Below are 20345 nucleotides of genomic sequence, written 5' to 3' on the forward strand. Positions count from 1 at the left end.
GCGGCGCACGGTCTTTTTTCCGAGGAGGCACAGGGTGTTGCGAAAACTGGGAATGGTGCTGGCTGCCGGACTGCTGGTCGCGGGCTGCGGGGCGACACCGGCGCCGACCGGAAGCGGTGGTGTCGTGCCGCCGGTCACCACGGCTTTGCTGCCGAGCACTTCCTCTTCGCCGGCAACGACTTCCGCAACGCCGACGACCGAATCGCCCGTTTCACCCACTTCGGTGTCGCCTTACGTCGCGCCGGAAACCACTGCCTCAAAGGCGGCGGCTCCGAAAACCACGGCGAGAGCCAAAACCACTCCGAAAACCACTGCGGCCCCGCCGAAAACCAACACGGCCGCCTGCAGCGGCGACTACTACCGCAACTCCTCCGGCGTCTGCGTACACCGCCCGTCCTCCAACCCCGCCGGTGCAACCGCCAAGTGCAAAGACGGCAGCTACAGCTATAGCCAGCACCGCTCCGGCACCTGCTCCGGCCACGGCGGCGTCCTCACCTGGATCGCACGCCCCGCGACCTGATTTCACACCGCGACCGTCGCGCGGGCCCGCGTCAATGGTGGTGCGTGACCGTGGTGTGGTGACTGGTCGAGTTGGTGGTCGACGAATGCGTTGATCCGCTGCTGTGGCCGCGGATCGCGACGAAGTAGACGATCGCGGCGATGACGATCAGCGCGATGAGGGCCGCGATGGCGATCTTCGCCTTGCTGTAGGGCCGTTCGCCCTGGACTTCCCCGGTGCGGCCGTTGACGAGGATCCGCCAGTTCTTGCCGGCGTAGACGTAGGTGGCGACCCAGACCGGGAGCAGCATCAGCTTGAAGGTGACGTCGCGGTGCTGCGTGTTCATCGACTGCACGCGCTGCTCGTCGCCGCCGATGTCGTGGCGGCAGTCGTCCTCGATGACCGGCGTCATGCGGCGCTTCGCTTCCTCGAAGCCGGATTCGGCCTCGATGTCGTAGCGCAGCGCGAAATGCCCGGCGAGGAACTGCGGCTGATACGGCTCGGCCTGCTCCAACGGCCACGGCGCGAGCTTGTCGAGTTCCTTCGACGGCAGCTGGGTGCTGCCCGGCACCAGCACGTCGTCGAAGAACCGGCCCACCCGGCCGCCCGCCGGATACCAGCGCGTGTGCCGTACCCGGCGGGTCTTCTGCTGTCCGTTGTCGTAGTAGGTCTCGGTGACCCAGTAGTGCTCGCCGCGCTGTCCGGAGTAGACGGTGTCCGTCTGCGAATCGTAGGTCCAGTGCGGGATGTAGGTGCTCTTGGTGGACTCGGCGGTGCCGACCTTCTTCAGCGCGTTGGGCGCGAACCAGCGCGAATTCGTCCACTTCTTCAGGTGTGTGCTCACCGCGCCCTTGTCGAACTGGAACGGCAGCACGCCTTCGGGCACGAGCTGCCCGGACGCGTGCGCGTCGATCACCAAGGGGGCACCGCAGAACTGGCACAGACTGGCTGTTTCGTTCGTCTCGGTGGTGGCGCCGCAGCGCTGGCACTTGAAGACGTACTGGCCGATCGTGGCGACCGGTTTGCGCGCCAGGTCGGTCAGGTCGGCGAACGCGATCTCGCGGATCTGCCGGTCGCCCGCCGTGATCTCCTGGCGGTACCCGCAATACGGGCACTGCATCGAGGTCGACCCCGGCGCGAACTCCAGGCGAGCTCCGCAGCCGCCGCACGGGTAGGTGGTCGCGGCCGTGTGCGCCGGAGCGAACGCGGGTGGCGGACCGGACTGCAGGGGACCGCCGGGCATGGGTGCGCCCGGCATCGGTCCGCTCGGCATCGGGCCACCAGGCATGGGTCCGCCGGGCATGGCACCGCCCGGCATCGGGCCGCTGGGCATTGGGCTTCCGGGCATGGGTCCGCTCGGCATCGGGCCACCAGACGTGGGTCCGCCGGGCATGGCAGCGCCCGGCATCGGGCCCGGGCTTCCGGGCATGGGTCCGCTCGGCATCGGGCCGTGGTGCGGGTAGTTCGGGTTGGTCATGGCGGCTCCCCTCCGCAGGACGAGTCTGGACGGCTCAGGACTGCGGCGGCAGCGGCGGCGGGGTCGCGCCGAACAGCGGCGAGACCTCCGGCACCTGCGAGGCCGGCGTCCATTGCGGCATTCCGGACTTCCACACGAGGGTCTCCCGGGTCAGCGTGCCTGCCGAGATCTGCTGCCCGAGCTGGCTCCGGTCGAACGGGCCGAGCTGCTGACCGTTCGCCCCGAGGAACCACTGCTCGGACTGGGGCAGCGGCGGCGGCATCTGCGGCGTCGGCGCGGACGGCGGCTGCTGCTGATATTGCTGCGGCTGCTGCTGGTACTGGGGCTGTTGGTACTGCTGCGGCTGCTGGTACTGCTGCGGCGCGCCCTGCGGCCCCGCGGCTCGCTGGCCGAGCGCCATGCCGAGGCCGATGCCCAGGCCTTCACCCGCGCCGCCCTGGTTGTTCGCGGCCGCTTCGATCGCGTTGGCGGACTGGAACTTCGTGTACTGGTCGAGATCACCGACCACGCCCATCTGGGTCCGCTTGTCCATCGCGGCCTCGACCTCGGGCGGGACCGAGATGTTCTCGATGATGAACTTCGAGATCTCGATGCCGTTGGCGTGCAGTTCGAGGTTCAGCGCGTTGGCGATCGCGCCGCCGATCCGGTCCTGCTGGGTGACCAGGTCGAGCATCGGCACCTTGGCCGCGGCGATGGCGGGGCCGAGCTTGCCGATGATCATCTGCCGGAGGTACTCGGAGACCTCCTCGGTGCGGAACTGCGGGTCGGTGCCCGCGAGCTCCTTGAGCAGCGCGACCGGCTCGATAACGCGCACGGCGTACCCGCCGAACGCGCGGAGCCGGACCATGCCGAACTCCGGGTCGCGCAGGATGATCGGGTTCTGCGTGCCCCACTTGAGGTCGGTGAACTGCCGGGTGTTGACGAAGTAGACCTCGGCCTTGAACGGCGAGTTGAACCCGTACTTCCAGCCCTTGAGCGTGGACATGATGGGCATGTTCTGCGTCTGCAGCGTGTGCATGCCTGGCGCGTAGGCGTCGGCGACCTGGCCCTCGTTGACGAAGACCGCGGCCTGCGATTCGCGGACGGTGAGCTTGGCGCCCATCTTGATCTCGTTCTCGTAGCGCGGGAAGCGCCACACGATCGTGTCACGACTGTCGTCGGTCCACTCGATGATGTCGATGAACTCGCCGCGGATCTTGTCGAAAATCCCCACCTACTGGCCCCCGTCGCCTCCGTCGTTCCGGGCGCTCCCCCGGCCCGTCGACACAGTACCGCGCGCTCCCGCCCGAAATCGGACGGGCGTCGCCAGGCTCGCGCCCGATTTGACTGCTCCATTCAGCCCAGTCCGCTAAGTCGGATCAATCACGTACCTCCCGACAAGGACGGTCTAAGCGGTAGCGTCCCTTCCGGTACTGCGTACGACTAAACCGGGGGCGCAACGTGGGTCAGACAAGCGGACGAGCGATCGTCCCGGTGCTCGCTTCGTGCGGCCTCGTCGCTTCTTTCATGCAGACGTTGGTGGTGCCGCTGATCCCGGCGTTTCCGAAGCTGCTCAACGCATCCCCGACCGACGCGTCGTGGGTGGTCACGGTGACGTTGCTTGCGGGCGCGATCATCACGCCCGTCGCGGGGCGGCTCGGTGACCTCTACGGCAAGCGACGCGTGCTGCTCGCGAGCCTGGCAGTGCTGGTCGTCGGCTCGGTCGTCTCGGCACTCACCAGCGAGCTCGCGCTGATGGTGGTCGGCCGGGGATTGCAGGGGTGCGCGATGGGTGTGATCCCACTGGGGATCAGCATCATGCGTGACGAGCTGGCGCCGGAGAAGGTGAGCGGGGCCGTCGCGTTGATGAGTGCGACGCTCGGCGTCGGCGGTGCGATCGGGCTGCCGCTGGCGGCCGTCGTGGCGCAGAACGCCGACTGGCACGTGCTTTTCTGGAGTTCCGCGGGCCTCGGCGTGATCTGCGCGGCCCTGATCCTGCGCTACGTCGGCGAATCGCCCGTGCACACGCCCGCGCCGTTCGACTACGTGGGCGCGCTGGGCCTGGTCGTGGGCCTCACGTGCTTGCTGTTGCCGATCGTCAAGGGCGCCGAATGGGGCTGGGGCAGCGCGGGCACGCTGGCCACCGCCGCGGCGGCGATCGTCGTGCTGCTGGCGTGGGGCTGGTACCAGCTGCGCCGCCGTGACCCGCTCGTCGACCTGCGCGTGTCGGCGCGGCGGCCGGTGCTGTTCACGAACCTGGCGTCGATCCTCGTCGGGTTTTCCATGTACGCCATGGCTTTGTCGTTCCCGCAGCTGCTGCAGGCACCGTCGGCCACCGGCTACGGACTCGGCCAGACGATGGTCCAGGCCGGCCTCTGCCTCGCGCCCAACGGCCTGGTCATGATGGCGCTCTCACCCGTCTCCGCGCGCCTGACCAACCGCCACGGCGCGCGCGTCACCCTCATGACCGGGTCCGTCGTGATCGCCCTCGGTTACGTCTTCGCGATCCTGCTGATGGACAACGTCGTCGAGCTCATTACCGCGTCCGTGATCATCGGCGCGGGCGTCGGCATCGCGTACGCCGCGATGCCCGCGCTCATCATGGGTTCGGTGCCGGTGACGGAAACGGCTTCCGCCAACGGCCTCAACGCCCTCATGCGTTCCGTCGGCACTTCGACGTCGAGCGCCGTGATGGCCACGCTGCTCGCCAACCTGACCATCACCGTCGGCGCGCTGACGGTCCCTTCGCTCACGGGCTTCCGCACGACGTTCGCCGTGGCGGCCGTCGCCGCGGTGATCGGGCTGGGCCTCACGGCCCTCGTGCCCCGGGTCCGCGCGAAGACGGCCGCACGGGAACCCGCTGCGGTCTAGCGAAACTAGAGCAGCGGCGCCACCGCGGCATCGATCAGGTGCGGCCCCGGCTCCGCCAGCGCCCGGCTGAACTGCTCGGCCAGCTCCTCTGCCGTGGTCGCGCGCGTGGCAGGCACGCCCATGCCCTCGGCCATCTTCGCGAAGTCCATGTCGGGTCGGCTGAGGTCGAGCAGTTCCTTGGCCTTCGGGCCGTCCGACGCCGCGCCCACGCGCTGCAGCTCCATGCGCAGGATCGCGTAGGCGTGGTTGTTGAGGATGACCGTGGTGACGTCGAGGTTTTCGCGCGCCTGGGTCCACAGCGCGGAGATCGTGTACATCGCGCTGCCGTCGGACTGGAGGTTGATCACCGGACGCGACGGCGCGGCGATCGCGGCGCCCGTGGCCACCGGCATGCCGTAGCCGATCGCGCCGCCGGTCAGCGTCAGCACGTCGTGGCGCGGGGCTCCCGCCGTGGCCCCGGGCAGCAGCAGGCCGGACGTGTTGGCCTCGTCGGCGATGATCGCCTGCTCCGGCAGCAGCGCGCCGATCACCTCGACCCAGTTCTGCGCCGTCAGTGGACCGCTCGGCAACGCCGGACGCGAAGCCTCCTGCAGCACCGGCTCGACGTCGGCGGCGACGATCGCGGCGACGTCGCTCAGCGCGGCGGCCACGTCCTGCCCGACCTCCGCCAGCACGTGGACCTTGGCGCCCTCGGGCACGAGCACGCTCGGCTTGTCGGGGTAGGCGAAGAAAGACACCGGCGCTCGCGTGCCGGCCACGATCAGGTGCTTCACGCCGTCGAGCTGGTACATCGCCTGCTCGGACAGGTACCCGAGGCGCTCGATGTTCGGCAGGCCCGCGCCGCGTTCGAGGCGCGCCGGGAAGGTTTCGATCAGCGCCTTCGCGCCCGTCGCGGCGGCGATGCGGCTGGTGGCCAGCAGCCCGGCCTCGCGGCAGGCGGGACCACCGATGAGCAGCGCCACCGATTCACCGCTGCGCAGCACCTCGGCGATGTTCTTCACCGTGGTCGCGTCCACGGCCTGCGGCGCGCGCGGCGGGATCGGCGCGCACGTCTCGCCGCCTTCGCCCCACGACGAATCGGCGGGCAGGATCAGCGTGGCCACCCGGCCCGGCGCGTCCTGCGAAGCCGCGACGGCCGCCGCTGCGTCGGCACCGACGTCCTTCGTGTGCGAAGAGCGGCGTACCCAGCCTTCGAGCGAGCCCGCGAGCGCGTCGATGTCCGATTCGAGCGGCGCGTCGTACTGCTTGTGGTAGGTCGCGTGGTCGCCGACGACGTTGACTACCGGCGTGTGCGCGCGGCGCGCGTTGTGCAGGTTCGCGAGCCCGTTGCCGAGGCCCGGGCCGAGGTGCAGCAGGGTCGCGGCGGGCTTCTCGGCGATGCGCGCGTAGCCGTCGGCCGCGCCGGTCACCACGCCCTCGAACAGCCCGAGCACCCCGCGCATCTCCGGCACGGAGTCGAGCGCGGCGACGAAGTGCATCTCCGACGTGCCGGGGTTCGAGAAGCAGACCTCCACCCCGGCGTCGACGAGGGTGCGGATCAGGGACTGGGCGCCGTTCATGCTGCTCACTTTCTGGGTCAGGCTCAGGGCTCAGGAGAAGAGGACACCGGGATTGAGGATGCCGGCGGGGTCGAACCCCTGCTTGATCCGCCGCAGCAGCTCGAGCTTCGCCGGGTCTTCGAGTTCCTTGTGGTACTTGGTTTTCGTGCGGCCGAGGCCGTGCTCTCCGGAGATCGCGCCGCCGAGGTCCATGGCGCACGTGAAGATGTCGGTGAGGAGCTTCGAGCGCGTTTGCGGGTCCTTGCAGAAGATCGCGAGGTGGACGTTGCCGTCGCCGGCGTGCCCGCAGCCGATCGCGCCGGCGCCCGCGGCCAGCGCCAGCTCGCGCGCCTTGGTGAGGAACGGCGACATCGACGAGCGCGGCACGACCACGTCGATCACGTCGTCGGCGCCCGCGGATTTGGCCGACCAGAACGCTTTTTCCCGCGCTTCGATGAGCTTGCGCGCGGAGCCGCCTTCGAGCACGTACACGTCGATCGCGCCGAGTTCGCCCAGCAGCTCGCCGAGCGTCTCGACGTCCTCGCCCAGCCGGCCGGTGTCGCGGTTTTCCAGCGCCACCACCAGATACGCCTGCACCTTGTCGCGGATCGCGTCGGGGACACCGAGCTCGAGTTTCTCGTTGTACACGATCGCGGCCATCGTGAGGTTGTCGATGTACTCGAGGATGTGGGGCGCGAGCCCGCTCGTCACGATCTTCGGCACCGCGGCCATCACCTGGTCGAAGTCGTCGAACGGCGCGAGCACGGTGGCGCCGTGGGGCAGCCGCGGGTGCAGCTTCACCGTGACCTCGGTGGCGAGCGCGAGCGTGCCCTCCGAGCCGACGATCAGCTGCGTGAGGTCGTAGCCCGTGGAGATCTTCGACGTGCGCCCGCCCGTGCGGATGATCTCGCCGGTGGGCAGCACGGCCTGCAGGCCCAGGACGTTGCTGCGGGTCACGCCGTACTTGATCGCGCGCATGCCGCCAGCGTTGGTGCCGACGTTGCCGCCGATGCTCGCGCTGAGCTCCCCGGGGTACACGGGGTAGGTCAGGTTCGCCTCGGCCGTGCGCTGGTCCAGCTCCGCCAGCGTGACGCCCGGCTGCACCACGGCGACGTGGTTCACGGTGTCGATTTCGAGGACGGCGTTCATCCGCTCGAACGACACGAGCAGGCCGCCTTCGACGGGTCGCGCGGCCGCGGAGAGCCCGGTGCCGGAGCCCCGCGCGGTCACGGGCAGCGCGGCTTCAGTCGCGGCCTTCAGCAGCTCCGCGACTTCCTCGGCGCTGTGCGGCTTCGCCACGTACGCGGGCTTCTGCTGCTGCACGCTCAGCGCTTCGTCGTGGGCGTAGTCGTCGGAGATCGCGTCGCCGACCAGCAGGTTCGCCGCCCCGACGATGTCCGCCAGCCGTGCCGCGACGGTACCCATCAGCTGCCACTCCCTCACGCGCCGGTGCCTGGTTACCGAAGCGTAGTACGTCGCGTGGAGGGCTCGCTATGAAACTTCTTCACATTGACGGGAGGGGTGTCGCGAAGGGACCGTTCGCGCCCCTGCGGCGACCGGTGGCCTCGGTGCCGCGTCCCCTTCACCTGGAAATGAAAAAACGACCATTTCGGCGACGCCCCGCGAGCCGCCGAAAAATGGCGGGAAAGAACACTGTGCCACGCTGTTGCGCACGGCGTGGCGGGTGATTCGGCACTGGTGTTTCGGAAAAAGAGGTGACCGAGGGGACCGGCCCGCGCCAACAGGCCGGCCCCCGGTGAAACCTTGCCGCCAGATCAGACAAGCCAGCCGAGCACGTGCGCCAGGTGGGCGAGCAGACCCGTGATCAGGTCGTGGCCGTGGTGCGCGTGCTGGATGAACGTGTGCATTGAGGGGCTCCTTGTTCTGATTTGTGTTCAGTTGTGCTCTCGCGAGGAGCGAACGAAGATTTTCACCGCCCTGGCGTGGTGTCAAAAAGCCATTCCCCGGCTGGGGTGGGCGTCACGAATCTTCCACCGTAAACGCGTAAGGCTTTCGTGTTCTTCGGCGGGGTGCCATTGTGGACGGACGGCCACCGTAGGTAGCCGCGAGATCAGTTGATCACTCTGGGTAGCAGACTGCCGTTGCGACAACCGGGCGTCGTCGTTACCCGAACCGGTGATGGGGCTGCCACGAATGGTGAGTCTCGGAGGTTCACACGCCCGGGTGACGGAGCCGTGGTGTCAACGCCCGCGGCGGCCGCGTCAAAGCTTCGTCAACGGCCCGAGTTCCTTGTGCCCGACCGCTTTAGCGTCGCGTGCGAAGGAGGTGTGCCGTGCCCGGACCGCTGCACGTGACCGGCTACCGCAAGGCCGTCGAGGTGATCGACGTGCTCACCGAGGGTGAGACGGGCTTCACCGAACTGCGCAGGCGCACCCGACTGTCGCGTCACTGGCTCGCCCGGGTGCTGCGGGTGCTCGCCGCGGAAGGGCTCGTCCGGGGGACCGGTTCGTGGGACGAGCGCCCGGCGCCCGACACGCGGTTCGCGCTCACCGAAGAAGGCCGGTGCCTGGCCGACGAGCTCGCCGACCTCGACGTGTGGACGGCGCTGTACGAGAACTACGTCAACGGCCCCGGCTGAGCCGGGGGTGCTGGGGGACGACGAAGGCCTCCGCGCCCGTCCGGACACCGGACGCGGAGGCCTTCGCTGGGGGTCTTACTCCGAGCGGGCGTACGTGAGCGTCTCGCCTTCGACGCCGCGCAGCCACAGGTCCTGCGCGGCCGCCGCCATGTCGGCGAGGCCCTCTTCGATCGTGGCGAAGACGTTGCCCGGCACCCAGCCGGCGTCGCCGTTGATCAGGAGGTTGTTGCGCCCGTAGAAGATCGCGAGGTCCGTGGCGCCCTGGTCGCCGTGGGCCTCGCTGCCGTCGTCGTAGCCGTACGCGGGGTTGCCGATCTCCCACGCCTCGAACCCGAAGTACACGACGTCGCCCGGGATCGGCGTGATCGTCGGGTTTTCGCGGCCCGGCTTGGGGTTCGCGAAGGGCGGCACGAGCGTGTAGACCTCGTTGCGCGCGTACTTCGCGTGGTAAGCCGAACCGCTCTGCGGCAGCGCGTCCCACACGGCCTGGCAGGTGCGCGGCGCCTCGGCGTCGAGCAGCCGCGCGCGGCAGGAGACGCCGCGCTTGTCGAGCTTGATCGTGATGTAGCGCGCCATTCCTCAGCCCCCCACGGTGACGGAGGCGACCACGTCGCCCCAGATCTTCAGTGCGTCGTCGACCTGCTCGGCGTTCACGACGAGCGGCGGGACCATGCGGACCACGTTCGAGTAGGCGCCGCAGGTGAGCAGCAGCAGGCCGCTCTTCGACGCCAGCTGCTGGGCCGCCGCGGCCGTCGCGCCGTCCGGCTCGCCGTCGGCGGTCGTGAACTCGGTGCCCACGAGCAGGCCGAGGCCGCGGACGTCGCCGATCGCCGGCGTCTTGTCCGCGATCAGCCGCGCGCCTTCGAGCAGCTGACGGCCGCGCTCGGCGGCGTTCTCCACCAGCTTCTCGTCGCGGATCACGTCGAGCGTCGCGATCGCCGCGGCGCACGAAACCGCGTTGCCGCCGTACGTGCCGCCCTGCGAACCCGGGTACGCCTTCGTCATCAGCTCGTGCGAAGCGGCGATGCCCGACAGCGGGAAACCGCTCGCGAGGCCCTTCGCGATGAGCACGACGTCGGGCGTGATGCCGAAGTGGTCGTGGCCCCAGAACTTGCCGGTGCGGCCGAACCCGGCCTGCACCTCGTCGACCACGAGCACGATGCCGTGGCGGTCGGCGCGCTCGCGCAGGCCGGCCATGAACTCGGTGTTGGCCGGCACGTAGCCGCCCTCGCCGAGCACGGGCTCGACGAAGAACGCGGCCGTCTCGCTCGGCGCGGAGACGGTCTGGAACAGGTAGTCGAGCTCGCGCAGCGCGAACTTCGTGGCGGTCTGCTCGTCCCAGCCGTAGTGGAAGGCGTAGGGGAACGGGGCCACGTGCACGCCGCCCATCAGCGGGCCGATGCCGGTGCTGAACCGCGTGCCGGACGTGGTCATGGTGGCCGCCGCGACCGTGCGGCCGTGGAAGCCGCCCTGGAAGACGATCACGTTGGGGCGCTTGGTCGCCTGGCGGGCGAGGCGCAGCCCGGCTTCGACGGCTTCACTGCCGGAGTTGGCGTAGAAGAGCGAGTCGAGACCCGTCGGCAGCACCTCGCCGAGGCGGCGGGTGAGCTCCAGCAACGGCTTGTGCATCACGGTCGTGTACTGGCCGTGGATGAGCTTGCCGATCTGGTCGCGCGCGGCCTCGACGACGCGCGGGTGGCAGTGGCCGGTACTGGTCACGCCGATCCCCGCGGTGAAGTCGAGGTGACGTTTCCCGTCGACGTCGTAGAGGTACACCCCTTCACCGTGGTCGACCACGACGGGAGTTGCCTGCTTGAGCAGCGGGGAAAGCTCGGCCATGCGGCGCTCCTGGTTCTTGGTGTGAGGTTGCTGGGGAAAGCACTGTGGCGGTTGTCGATTGTTGACAATATCCATAGCATGGCCTCGGGACAACACGGAGGAGCAAGCTGGATGAGCGCGATCACTGAAGCCGGCGTCGTCGGCGCGGTCGACAAGGAACTCTTCGTCGGCGGCAAGTGGGTGCCCGCGAAGAGCGGGAAGACCTTCGAGGTGCAGGACCCGTCCACCGGCACCGCCCTGTGTGAGGTGGCCGACGCCGGCGCCGAGGACGGCATGGCGGCCCTCGACGCGGCCGTCGCGGCGCAGGCCGGCTGGGCCGCCGTCGCACCCCGTGAACGAGGCGAGATCCTTCGCCGGGCCTACGACAAGCTGATCGAGCGCCGTGACGAGCTGGCGCTGCTGATGACCCTCGAGATGGGCAAGCCGCTGGCCGAGGCCGCCGGCGAGATCACCTACGCCGCCGAGTTCTTCCGCTGGTTCGCCGAGGAGGCCGTGCGCATCGACGGCGGGTACGCGACAGCGCCCAACGGCGTCGGCCGCTTCCTCATCACCAAGCAGCCGGTGGGCCCGACGCTGCTGATCACGCCGTGGAACTTCCCGATGGCGATGGGCACGCGCAAGATCGGCCCGGCCGTTGCCGCCGGCTGCACGATGGTGATCAAGCCGGCCGCGCAGACGCCGTTGTCGATGCTCGCGTTGGCGTCGATCCTGGCCGAGGCGGGGCTGCCCGAGGGTGTGCTGAACGTCGTCACGACCACCGACGCGGGTGGCGTGATGGAGCCGCTGATCCGCGACGGACGCGCGCGCAAGCTGTCGTTCACGGGGTCGACCGCGGTGGGGCGCAAGCTGCTGGAGCAGTGCGCGGAGAAGGTGCTGCGCACGTCGATGGAGCTGGGTGGCAACGCGCCGTTCCTGGTCTTCGACGACGCGGACCTCGACGCCGCCGTCGAAGGCGCGATGCAGGCGAAGATGCGCAATATCGGCGAGGCGTGCACCGCGGCGAACCGCTTCTACGTGCAGCGTGGCGTTGCCGACGAGTTCTCGCGGCGGCTGACCGAGCGCATGCAGGCGCTGGCGATGGGGCGGGGCACGGAGGAGGGCGTGGTCGTCGGTCCGCTGATCGACGAAGCCGCCGTGAAGAAGGTGACCGCGCTGGTCAAGGACGCCACCGACCGCGGCGCGCGGGTGCTCACCGGCGGCGCGACCGTGGACGGGCCCGGCCACTTCTACCAGGCCACGGTGCTCACGGACGTGCCGGTCGACGCGCGGATGGCGTCGGAGGAGATCTTCGGGCCGGTCGCGCCGATCACCCAGTTCGACACCGAGGACGAGGCGATCGCGAAGGCCAACGACACGGAGTACGGCCTGGTTTCGTACCTGTTCACCAGCGACGTGAAGCGGGCGCTGCGCGTGTCGGAGCGGCTCGAGGCCGGGATGATCGGGCTGAACCAGGGCATCGTGTCGAACCCGGCGGCGCCGTTCGGCGGCATCAAGCAGTCGGGGCTCGGGCGTGAGGGTGGCACGGTCGGCATCGAGGAGTTCCTCGAGACCAAGTACATCGCGGTGAGCCTGTGAGCGAGTACCGCATCGCGAGCATCCCGGGTGACGGGATCGGCGTCGACGTCACGGTCGAGGCGCGCAAGGTCCTGGACGCGGCCGCTGCTCGGCATGGCTTTTCCTTGCAGTGGACCGAGTTCGACTGGAGCTGCGAGCGCTACACCCAGACCGGCTCGATGATGCCGGACGACGGCGTGGCGCAGCTGGCGGCGTTCGACGGCATCCTGCTGGGTGCCGTCGGGTTCCCCGGCGTGCCGGACCACATTTCGTTGTGGGGCTTGCTGATCCCGCTGCGGCGCGCGTTCCAGCAATACGTGAACCTGCGGCCGGTACGGCTGCTGCCGGGCACCACGTCGGTGCTTTCGGGGCGGACGGCCGACGAGCTGGAGATGGTGATCGTCCGCGAAAACTCCGAGGGCGAGTACTCGGCGATCGGCGGACGGCACAACTCCGGGCGGCCGGACGAGTTCGTGCTGCAGGAATCCGTGTTCACGCGGGTCGGGGTGGAACGGATCATCCGGTACGCGTTCGAGCTGGCGCGTACGCGTTCTTCTCGCGTGACGTCGGCGACGAAGTCCAACGGGCTGATCCACTCGATGCCGTTCTGGGACGAGATCTTCGCCGAGGTCGCGGCGAAGTACCCGGACGTCGAAAGTGGACAGATGCACGTGGATGCGTTGGCCGCGCGCATGGTTCAGGCGCCGGACCGGCTCGACGTGGTCGTCGGGTCGAACCTCTTCGGCGACATCCTGAGTGACCTGGCCGCCGCCGTCACGGGCGGACTGGGCATGGCGCCGTCCGGAAACATCAACCCATCGGGTGAGTTTCCGTCGATGTTCGAAGCGGTCCACGGGAGCGCTCCGGACATCGCCGGCCAGGGCATCGCCAACCCGGTGGCCCAGATCCTGGCGGGTGCGATGCTGCTCGAACACCTGGGCGAAACCGTTGCCGCGCAAGCGATCCGCACGTCCGTCGACGAGGTGCTCACGGCCGGCGCCGAGCTCACCCCCGACCTCGGCGGCACCGCTACCACAACTCGCCTCGGCACGGCGGTGGCCGAAGCGCTCCGCTGATTTTTCGTCGGTGCTCCCCGCTTCACTTCTCCTCGACCGACCGGCTCCCGCCGGACCGGTTTCGTCGAACGAGGGGGAGCACCGATGTGCGAGCAGTGTGAGGACCGCGAAAACACGGCCAGACCCGGGGAGCGTTACCTGGCGGAGGTCCTCGAGCGGATCCAGGAGTACGGCTGGTGCGTCCAGGGCGTGCTGGGCACAGGTCCCCGGCCGCCCTGGGCCTACACCGTCGGCCTGACGGCCCACGGCCTGCCGGAGCTCGTGGTCACCGGTCTGCCGCCGCACCCGTCCATCCTGCTGCTGGGCGCCGCCGCCGAACGCTCCTTCGACTCCGGTCCACCGCAGCCCGGCGAGATCTTTTCCTTGCGGGGCTTGCCTTCCGTCGAGGTCGTCGCCCTCACGTCACCGTCGGCGCACCTGTCGGTCGCGGTTTCCCTGTACGGCCACGACATCCGCGCCCTGCAACTCGTCCACGCCGACGAAGCCGGCCGCTTCCCGTGGTCCCCGTCCTACCGCGACGGCCTCGGCGGCCAGCCGGTGCTGGGGACGCGGTCCGATGACTGAACGGGTGTGGCGCGGTCTTCGGCCGGAGTTGTCACGCCTGCGCGGTTGCGGTCGCGGCTCGTGGTCACGGTCACGCGGGAGCCGGCGCTCCGCCTTCCTTCAGGCTCGTCCCCGGCACGAGTCGGCCGATCGCGTCCTCCATGTGCGCGTCGAGCAGGTGCAGGGCCGCGTCCGCGTCGCCGGTGCGCAGGGCGTCGATGATCCGCGTGTGTTCGTCCACGCGGTCTTCCACGCCCTGCTCGGTGCTCTGCAGCAGCGTCAGGCACATGCGCGTCTCGATGAGGAGGGTGCGGGCCATGCGTACGAGGCGTTTGCTGCCGGAGGCGTTGATGAGGGCCTCGTGGAAGGCGAGGTCGGCGGCGGAGAGCGCGGTGGGGTCGTCGTCGTTCGCGGCGGCGGCCATGTCGGCCACGGACTGCTCCAGCGAGGCCGCGATGAGCTCGCGGTCGCCGCGCAGGGCGCACAGCAGGGCGGCGCGCTCGACGGCCGAGCGGGCGAGGTAGATGTCGAACACGTCGCTCGGCTCGAGGTCGATCACGAACAGGCCGCGGTGGCGCTCGCTGCGGAGCAGTCCTTCGGAGACGAGGTGCTGCATCGCCTCGCGCAGCGGGCCGCGCGAGACCTGGAACCGGGAGGCGAGGTCGGTCTCGCCGAGCTGGGTGCCGGGAGGCAGCGCGCCGGTCATGATCGCGTCGCGCAGCTGGCGCGCGATCACGGCGGCGGTCGACTCCCGGCTGACCGGTTCGATGTCGGGCAGGACGACCACGGTTCAGCTCCTCACCCGGAACAACGCGCCCAGCGAACGCACCAGGCGCGTGGTGCCGGTGAGCCGCAGGCCTTCCCAGATCGTCACCTGGTTCGCCGTGAGCACGGGCTTGCCCAGCGCGGTCTCGATGGTGTTGATCTCGCCGAGCGTGCGCATCGCGGTGTCCGGCACGAGCACGGCGTCGGCCTCGGGGTGGTTGTTCGCCACGGCCAGGCGCACCACGGCCTGGGGCTCGAGCCGGCCGACCTCGGCGGCGGTGTCGATGCCCGCGCTCGCCATCGTGAGCACCTCGACGCCGCCGGCGGCGAGGAAGTCCACGAACAGGCGCGCGACGTCGTCGGGGTAGCTCGCGGCCACCGCGACGCGCTTCACGCCGAGGGCCTGCGCCGCGTGCACAAAGGCGAACGACGTGCTCGATGCCGGGACCCCTGCCACCGCGGAGAGGCGGTCGGCCTGGTCGCGCGCGCCGTCCCAGCCGTACACGAAGCTGCCGGAGGTGCAGGCCCAGATCACGGCGTCGGGCTCGTGCTTGGCGAGCTGGGCGGCGCCGTCGGCGAGGCGGGCCTCGCTGCCGAGGTCGAGCAGCTCCGGCACGGCGTGCAGGTCGGTGCCGTAGATGTGCTCGACCGGCAGCCGGATGTCGCCTTCGTCGGCGTCCGACCCGCCGAGCAGCTGCTCGGCGAGCGGGTAGTCGTCCTCGGCCGCGTGGTCGGGGTAGATGAAGCCGATCGTGGTCACAAAACCTCCGGGATACGCAGATTGTCGACAATCTTAGACAGGTGGGTCAAGAGACCTCCCGCAGCCACTTGCCGGGGCCGACGATCGGCAGGTACATGCGGCGCAGGCAGGCCCACATGGTCAGCTGGTTGGCCGTCAGCACGGGCTTGCCCAGCGCTTTCTCGAGGGGCTCGATCAAGTCGAACGTGGGGAGGTTGGTGCAGCTGACGAAGATCGCTTCGGCGTCGCTGTGATCGGCGGCGAGGATGCGCTCGGCGATGGTGCGGTAGCTGACCTTCCAGATGCCGCCGCCCAGACCAAGGTGGTCGCTGGACACCGTGGTCACGCCGAGCTCGGCGAGGAAGTCGTGGAGCTTGCCGGTGAGGTCGGCGTCGTAGGGGGTGAGCACCGAGATCCGGTGCAGGTCGAGCTGCTGCAGCACCTCGGCCAGCGCCCCCGAGGTCGTCACGGCGTCGGGTGCGCCCGCGTCGCAGATCGCCTTGGTGAGGGAGCGTTCGTAGTCGATGCCGTTCACGAAGCTGCCCGACGTGCAGAGGTAGGCGACTACCTCGGGCTCGACGTGTAGTACGTCGCGGGTCGCGGCCGCGAGGTGCCGGCTGTCGCTCACGAGCTGCGCCATCTCCATGCTCACGGGCACGGGCTCGTACGGCGTGCGGGCGAGGTGGAGGGAGACCTCCATCGGTACCCATCGCCAGAGTTCGCGTTCGAGGGCGAGGTCGAACGGTGCGATCACGCCGATGCCGCGCTGGGCTAGCGGGCCCTCGAACGCGAGGATGTCCAGATCCAAGGCTCAGCCTCCGGAATACGCCTGTGCAGATGACACGTCCGGTGCTCCGGGGGTCGTCCTCGGATTGTTGACAATCATACGAGCCACTTTTACGGTGTCAATGTGATCGCCTCGGAATTTCCCGTGCTGGCGGTGCTGTGCGGGTCGGCTCCACCACCGGACATGGCCGCTATCGAAAACGTGGCGGTAGTTCGTTACACCGACGCGGGAGGACTGACCGAAGCGCTTACCGGAGCCCAGGGGCTGTTCGTCTACGATTTCCTCTCCACGGCCGTGCCCGGAGCATGGCACGCGGCCGGCGACCTGCGCTGGCTGCACATCGCGAGCGCGGGCGTCGACCCGGTGCTGTTCCCCGGCCTGGTTGAGAGCGACGTCGTGCTCACGAACTCGCGGGGCGTCTTCGACGACGCCATCGCCGAGTACGTGCTGGGCGTGGTTCTGGCCTTCGCCAAGGACTTCGCGCGTTCGCTCGACCTGCAGCGTGCCGGCACGTGGCAGCACCGCGAGACCGAACGCGTCGCCGGGCGCGAGGTGCTCGTGGTCGGCACCGGGCCCATCGGCCGCTCGATCGCGCGGCTGCTGCGCGCGGCCGGGCTGCGCGTGTCCGGGGCCGGGCGGCGCCCGCGCACGGGCGACCCCGACTTCGGCACGGTGCACGACTCCGCGCAGCTCACGGAACACTTGCCCGCCTTCGACTACGTCGTGGCCGTCGCGCCGCTGACCGAGCAGACGAAGGGCATGTTCGACGCGGCGGCGTTCGGGGCGATGAAGCCGTCGGCGCGGTTCGTGAACGTCGGGCGCGGTGAGCTGGTGGTCACGTCCGACCTGGTGGCGGCGTTGCGCGGCGGGCAGATCGCGGGCGCGGCCCTCGACGTGTTCGACACCGAGCCGCTGCCGGGCGACAGTCCACTCTGGACCATGCCGGACGTGCTGCTGTCGCCGCACATGTCGGGGGACTTCCTCGGCTGGCGAACCACCCTGGTAGAGGTGTTCGCGGCGAACTTCCGCCGCTGGGTGGCCGGGGAGCCGTTGCACAACGTCGTGGACAAACGGCTCGGATACGTGCCGTCGGAATCGCAGGGAGCAGCCGGATGAGCCACCGGGAACTGACCGCCAGCGAACTGGTCGCCGCCTACGCCACCGGGGAGCTTTCGCCGGTGGAAGCGACCGAGGACGCGCTGCAGGCCATCGAGGAACGCGACGGCGAACTCAACGCCTACTGCCTCGTCGACGCCGACCGCGCGCTGGAGCAGGCGAAGGGCGCCGAGATCCGCTGGCGCGACGGCAATCCGATCGGCTGGCTCGACGGCGTGCCCTCGTCGATCAAGGACATGTTCCTCACCGCCGGCTGGCCCACGCGGCGCGGCTCGACGAGCATCCCGGCCGAGGGGTCGTGGGACGTCGACAGCCCGGTGATGGCGCGGATGCGCGAGGCCGGCCTGGTGGTGCTGGGCAAGACGACCACGCCCGAGATCGCGTGGAAGGGCGTGACCGACAGCGCGCTCGCCGGGATCACCCGCAACCCGGTGAACCCGGCGATGACCGCGGGCGGGTCGAGCGGCGGCAGCGCGGCAGCCGTCGCGGCGGACATGGGCGCGATCTCCGTGGGCACCGACGGCGGTGGTTCGGTGCGGATCCCGGCGTCGTTCTGCGGGATCGTCGGGATGAAGCCGACCCACGGCCGGATCCCGCTGTTCCCGGCGAGCCCGTTCGGCCCGCTTTCGCACGCCGGCCCGATGGCGCGCAGCGTCGACGACACGGCGCTGCTGCTCGACGTGATCGCCACCCCCGACCCGCGTGACCCGGCCGCGCTGGCGCCGCCCGTTTCCACCTTCCGCGAGGCCGTGCGGCGCGACGTGCGCGGGCTGATCGCGGCGTTCTCGCCGACGCTCGGCTACGTGGACGTCGACCCGGAAGTGGCGGCGATCGTCGCGGCGGCCGTGAAGGCGCTCGACGACGCGGGGCTGCAGATCGAGGAGGCGGACCCGGGATTCGAGGACCCGAAGCCGTCGTTCGACATTCTGTGGTCCACCGGCGCGGCGAAGCTGCTGGACTCGTTCCCGCCGGGCAGCGAGGACCGCGTCGACCCGGGCCTGCGTCGTGTGTGGGAGCAGGGCAAGACCTACAGTGCGAGCGACTACCTCGACGCCACCGCGGCGCGCGCGGCGCTCGGCATCCTGATGGGCGAGTTCCACACGCGCTACGACGTGTTGATCACCCCGACCATCCCGATCCCGCCGTTCGAGGCCGGGCACGACGTGCCGCCGGGCAGCGGGCTGAGCGAGTGGCCGGAGTGGACGCCGTTCACCTACCCGTTCAACATGACGCAGCAGCCGGCGATCAGCGTCCCGGCCGGGCGGACGTCGGCCGGATTGCCGGTGGGGCTGCAGATCGTGGGCCCGCGGCACTCCGACGACCTCGTGCTGGCCGTCGCGAAGCTGCTCGAAGAGGTGCGGCCCTGGGTGGTGCGCTGACCCGACGCACGTTGGGGTGAAAACCGGCCGCGAGCGCCGGAAACTGTGTCAGGGTCTGGCGCGTGCATTCCACGGGCTGGCGGTACGAGCAGGCGATCGCCACTGTCGACATGACCGGTCAACCCACCCGCGTGATCGTGGGCCTCATCGAACACGACGACCGTCTCTCGGCCGCCCTCCGCATCGAAGACGGCCCGACGGCGCTGGTGCCGCTCGAAACGGGCGGCGAGCTGCTCAAGGCGCTGCGCCAGACCCTCGAGAGCTGGTGGAAGCTCGACGGGCACCGTGACGTCGCGCCGGAGCCGCGTTCTCCCGGGCGCTGACTACCGGAGACCCTGACTACCGGAAACACTCGCTACCGGGAACCCTGACTACCGGAAACCGAGCCGCGCCAAGTGGTCCCGGCCGATCGGCGTGATCCGCAGGGCTCGCCCGGCCGGGCGGCGGCGCACCCAGCCCGCGTCGAGGAGGCCGCTCAGCAGTGCGGCACCGAGCGCGCCGGCGAGATGGACCCTGCCCTGTGACCAGTCGAGGCAGGCGCGGACAGGTGGAGCCGCGGTGACTCCGGTGATCCCGAGTGCGGTGAGCAACGGGTGGTCGAAGGTGCGTACGGCGTCGGTGTCGCCCGGGCGGAGCGCGCCGACGACACCGTCTTCCTGAAGCCGTGCCGCGATCGTGACGCCGAGCCGGCCGCCGAGATGGCCGTAACAAGCGCGGGCCTCGATCAGTTCGTCCGTCGGCGGGTCCGGCTGCAGGTTCGCCGGCAGCCGGGGAGGCGCGAGCGCGGCGAGGGCCTCCACGAGCTGGGCGACCTCCGGCCCGGCGAGCTGGTGCAGCCGCCGCCGGCCGGACTCCGTCACTCGTACCAGGCCCGCGTCACACAGCCTGCGCAGGTGCGCGCTCGCCGTGGACGGGGCGATACCCGCGACCGTCGCGAGGACGCGCGCGGTGTGGGCGTCACCATCCATAAGCTGCAGCAGCATTGCCGCACGCGCCGGTTCGCCGATCGCTTGCGCGACGGTCGCGATGTCCGGTCCGGCCGTCATCGGCCGAGACTAGCCCGCTGACAGTTCGCTGCGGAGCGAATTGTTGTTGTGGTTAGCTGCGAGCCATGACCGAGTTCACGACGCCGATCGACGACCGCTGGTTCGAGGACTACCCGCAAGGCGCGGTGTACGAGTTCGGCGAAGCCGTGGTGACCGCGGAAGAGATCGTCGAGTACGCGCGGCGCTTCGACCCGCAGAGCTTCCACACCGACGCGGCCGCAGCCGAGCACGGCCCCTTCGGCGGCCTCGTCGCCAGCGGCTGGCACACGGCCGGCGTGATGATGCGGATGTTCGTGGACCACTTCCTGTCCTCGGTGTCCAGCCTCGGCAGCCCCGGCATGGACGACCTGCGCTGGCCCCGCCCCGTCCGCCCCGGGGACAAGCTCCACGTGCGCGCCACCATCGAGGAGGCGCGCCTCTCGAAGTCCAAGCCGGACCGCGGCCTGCTCCGCACGCACATCGAGCTCTTCAACGCCGACGACGAGGTCGTGATGACCGCCCACGCCATCAACTTCATGGCAGTACGCCCGAAATAGCC

At 69.9% G+C, this 20345-nt stretch carries 20 protein-coding genes; 10 read left to right on the forward strand and 10 right to left on the reverse strand.

What is annotated here, in order from left to right:
- Positions 1-34 precede the first annotated feature (34 nt).
- On the forward strand, positions 35-520 hold the full coding sequence (locus AB0H62_RS34780; protein WP_360590803.1) for a DUF3761 domain-containing protein: 486 nt from the start codon (positions 35-37) through the stop codon (positions 518-520).
- Positions 521-551: 31 nt separating this feature from the next.
- Here the strand turns inward: AB0H62_RS34780 and AB0H62_RS34785 are convergent, their stop codons facing one another.
- Positions 552-1772, reverse strand: coding sequence for a hypothetical protein (locus AB0H62_RS34785; RefSeq protein ID WP_255638425.1), 1221 nt, complete (start codon positions 1770-1772; stop codon positions 552-554).
- 238 nt (positions 1773-2010) lie between these two features.
- Positions 2011-3189, reverse strand: a complete 1179-nt coding sequence (locus tag AB0H62_RS34790) for an SPFH domain-containing protein (RefSeq protein WP_360590805.1) — start codon at positions 3187-3189, stop codon at positions 2011-2013.
- A 227-nt stretch (positions 3190-3416) separates the two neighbouring features.
- Between AB0H62_RS34790 and AB0H62_RS34795 the strand changes: the two genes are divergently transcribed.
- Positions 3417-4826: an MFS transporter gene (locus tag AB0H62_RS34795; protein ID WP_360590807.1), complete on the forward strand. Its 1410-nt coding sequence runs from the start codon at positions 3417-3419 to the stop codon at positions 4824-4826.
- A gap of 5 nt (positions 4827-4831) precedes the next feature.
- Here the strand turns inward: AB0H62_RS34795 and AB0H62_RS34800 are convergent, their stop codons facing one another.
- Positions 4832-6385: an acetolactate synthase large subunit gene (locus AB0H62_RS34800; protein WP_360590809.1), complete on the reverse strand. Its 1554-nt coding sequence runs from the start codon at positions 6383-6385 to the stop codon at positions 4832-4834.
- Positions 6386-6415: 30 nt separating this feature from the next.
- Positions 6416-7789 (reverse strand): FAD-binding oxidoreductase, encoded by a 1374-nt coding sequence (locus AB0H62_RS34805; protein WP_360590811.1) that lies wholly within the window; start codon positions 7787-7789, stop codon positions 6416-6418.
- Positions 7790-8657: 868 nt separating this feature from the next.
- Between AB0H62_RS34805 and AB0H62_RS34810 the strand changes: the two genes are divergently transcribed.
- Positions 8658-8963, forward strand: a complete 306-nt coding sequence (locus AB0H62_RS34810; RefSeq protein ID WP_220243950.1) for a winged helix-turn-helix transcriptional regulator — start codon at positions 8658-8660, stop codon at positions 8961-8963.
- 75 nt (positions 8964-9038) lie between these two features.
- Here the strand turns inward: AB0H62_RS34810 and AB0H62_RS34815 are convergent, their stop codons facing one another.
- Both AB0H62_RS34815 and AB0H62_RS34820 read right to left on the reverse strand, forming a co-directional pair.
- Complete coding sequence (locus AB0H62_RS34815; RefSeq protein WP_220243949.1) at positions 9039-9539, reverse strand: DUF3830 family protein; 501 nt, start codon at positions 9537-9539, stop codon at positions 9039-9041.
- A gap of 3 nt (positions 9540-9542) precedes the next feature.
- Positions 9543-10802: an aminotransferase class III-fold pyridoxal phosphate-dependent enzyme gene (locus tag AB0H62_RS34820; protein WP_220243948.1), complete on the reverse strand. Its 1260-nt coding sequence runs from the start codon at positions 10800-10802 to the stop codon at positions 9543-9545.
- Between the two features lie 111 nt (positions 10803-10913).
- Between AB0H62_RS34820 and AB0H62_RS34825 the strand changes: the two genes are divergently transcribed.
- From AB0H62_RS34825 to AB0H62_RS34835, 3 genes are all read left to right on the forward strand, one after another.
- Positions 10914-12377 carry an NAD-dependent succinate-semialdehyde dehydrogenase gene (locus AB0H62_RS34825; protein WP_220243947.1) on the forward strand — a complete coding sequence of 488 codons (1464 nt, stop codon included), beginning with the start codon at positions 10914-10916 and terminating at the stop codon, positions 12375-12377.
- Entirely contained in the window at positions 12374-13432 is a 1059-nt protein-coding gene (locus AB0H62_RS34830; protein WP_220243946.1) for a tartrate dehydrogenase, read from the forward strand. Before AB0H62_RS34825 ends, AB0H62_RS34830 begins: the two co-directional genes overlap by 4 nt.
- Before the next feature lie 84 nt (positions 13433-13516).
- On the forward strand, positions 13517-13996 hold the full coding sequence (locus tag AB0H62_RS34835) for a DUF4262 domain-containing protein (protein WP_360590815.1): 480 nt from the start codon (positions 13517-13519) through the stop codon (positions 13994-13996).
- 70 nt (positions 13997-14066) lie between these two features.
- Here AB0H62_RS34835 and AB0H62_RS34840 read toward each other — a convergent pair whose 3' ends face one another.
- Genes AB0H62_RS34840 through AB0H62_RS34850 form a run of 3 tightly spaced genes read right to left on the reverse strand, consistent with a single transcriptional unit; the run spans position 14067 to position 16287 of the window.
- Positions 14067-14762, reverse strand: a complete 696-nt coding sequence (locus AB0H62_RS34840; RefSeq protein ID WP_220243944.1) for a GntR family transcriptional regulator — start codon at positions 14760-14762, stop codon at positions 14067-14069.
- 3 nt (positions 14763-14765) lie between these two features.
- Positions 14766-15500: a maleate cis-trans isomerase gene (locus tag AB0H62_RS34845; protein ID WP_360590817.1), complete on the reverse strand. Its 735-nt coding sequence runs from the start codon at positions 15498-15500 to the stop codon at positions 14766-14768.
- 46 nt (positions 15501-15546) lie between these two features.
- Positions 15547-16287 (reverse strand): Asp/Glu/hydantoin racemase, encoded by a 741-nt coding sequence (locus AB0H62_RS34850; RefSeq protein ID WP_220243942.1) that lies wholly within the window; start codon positions 16285-16287, stop codon positions 15547-15549.
- A 102-nt stretch (positions 16288-16389) separates the two neighbouring features.
- Here AB0H62_RS34850 and AB0H62_RS34855 point away from each other — a divergent pair, with 102 nt between their 5' ends.
- The 3 genes from AB0H62_RS34855 to AB0H62_RS34865 all read left to right on the forward strand — a co-directional run bounded on the left by AB0H62_RS34855 (position 16390) and on the right by AB0H62_RS34865 (position 19084).
- The gene (locus AB0H62_RS34855; protein ID WP_360590819.1) at positions 16390-17382 is read left to right on the forward strand and encodes a D-2-hydroxyacid dehydrogenase; all 993 of its coding nucleotides are present in this window, start codon (positions 16390-16392) and stop codon (positions 17380-17382) included.
- Positions 17379-18761, forward strand: a complete 1383-nt coding sequence (locus tag AB0H62_RS34860; RefSeq protein WP_220243940.1) for an amidase — start codon at positions 17379-17381, stop codon at positions 18759-18761. The genes AB0H62_RS34855 and AB0H62_RS34860 overlap by 4 nt, the downstream gene beginning before the upstream one ends.
- A gap of 62 nt (positions 18762-18823) precedes the next feature.
- The gene (locus AB0H62_RS34865; protein ID WP_220243939.1) at positions 18824-19084 is read left to right on the forward strand and encodes a hypothetical protein; all 261 of its coding nucleotides are present in this window, start codon (positions 18824-18826) and stop codon (positions 19082-19084) included.
- Positions 19085-19132: 48 nt separating this feature from the next.
- Here the strand turns inward: AB0H62_RS34865 and AB0H62_RS34870 are convergent, their stop codons facing one another.
- Positions 19133-19807 carry a helix-turn-helix transcriptional regulator gene (locus AB0H62_RS34870; RefSeq protein WP_220243938.1) on the reverse strand — a complete coding sequence of 225 codons (675 nt, stop codon included), beginning with the start codon at positions 19805-19807 and terminating at the stop codon, positions 19133-19135.
- Between the two features lie 65 nt (positions 19808-19872).
- On the opposite strand from AB0H62_RS34870, the gene AB0H62_RS34875 reads away from it, so the two are divergent.
- Positions 19873-20343, forward strand: coding sequence for a MaoC family dehydratase (locus AB0H62_RS34875; protein ID WP_220243937.1), 471 nt, complete (start codon positions 19873-19875; stop codon positions 20341-20343).
- The last annotated feature ends 2 nt before the right edge of the window (positions 20344-20345 follow it).

Source organism: Amycolatopsis sp. NPDC050768, from assembly GCF_040654155.1.
In the GTDB taxonomy this organism is placed as follows: Bacteria; Actinomycetota; Actinomycetes; order Mycobacteriales; family Pseudonocardiaceae; genus Amycolatopsis.